This is a genomic window from Vibrio sp. 10N.261.52.A1 (genome assembly GCF_002876325.1).
GTDB lineage: Bacteria > Pseudomonadota > Gammaproteobacteria > Enterobacterales > Vibrionaceae > Vibrio > Vibrio chagasii.
On the sequence record NZ_MCYD01001172.1, the window covers coordinates 1 to 1117 of the forward strand.

Below are 1117 nucleotides of genomic sequence, written 5' to 3' on the forward strand. Positions count from 1 at the left end.
ATGAGAAAGACTTCTTGTTGCGAAATGATATGAAGTACCTTGATAAGTTCGACGTAAACTACAACAAGTTTTTGGCTTCAGAGTCACAGCTCAATGTGGTTCTGAATGATCTAGGGTTGGTAAACAGCACACACTTACGTGAAGACATAGAGACGTACCATACGAGTTTCGTTGAACTGGTAAAAGCAACGGAAGTCTATGGACTCGCGAGAGACAAAGGTCTTTTGGGACAGTTTCATAAAGTGCTAGATAGCATGAGTGCAACCGCGAGCGCTGAGCAAAAAGTAGAGCTTTATCTTTTTAATGATTTGATTGAAAAAGGTACCTTTGATCCGAGCATGCTTTCTTTAAGCTCGAGTGCCTTGCTAGAGACAGCAAAGCAAGTGGTTGAACAGAAGAAAGTTATTGGACTTAAGCATAATGAGGGCCTTCTTGGGGAAGCACGCTCTGGTTCACATGTGATTGAGACTCAGTTTAAAGAGTTTTCAGCAGTACTCGACCAAGAAACTCAAAAGGAGATGGACAAACTATCACTGATCAACAACATCCTTTGCGTCACATTACTTGTGTCGATCATTTTGTTCAGCTGGTTAATTGTTCGCTCTATCATTGGCAAAATTGAATCACTGCTTTCGGTGATCCGCAATATTGTCGATTCCAACGATGTGTCTATTCGTTCGCATCTTGATGGTAAAGACGAGTTAAGCACACTAGGCCAGTACTTCAATCAGTTGCTTGATCAGCTAGAAGGCTTGATTTCGGCCTCTCAATCTAAGTCTCTACAACTGACTCAAAGTACTTCTAACATGCACGAAGAGCTTGAGTCTGTAATCAAACAGTTTGAAGTTCAAGCTAACCACACCTCAACCATGACAACATCTGTTCAAGAAATGGTATTAACGATTGGTGAAATTTCAGAAAGCACCTCTGTTGCTGCAGAAGGCGTTCAACAAGCGAAAGTGAATGCAGACAAGGGGCGTGAAGTCGTGGTCGATACTATCAATAACATTACTCAGTTGTCTGAACGTCTATCAAGCAGTCAAGATTCAATCAGCTCACTGAACCATCATGTCGATCAAATCGGTGATGCGGTCAACATCATTCAAGGCATTGCTGA

1 protein-coding gene is annotated in these 1117 nt (G+C 41.9%); it reads left to right on the forward strand.

All coding sequences use genetic code 11. The features are described from left to right. Window positions 1–1117: methyl-accepting chemotaxis protein (locus tag BCT81_RS25025; protein WP_133152717.1), on the forward strand; the 1117-nt coding region annotated here is incomplete at both ends.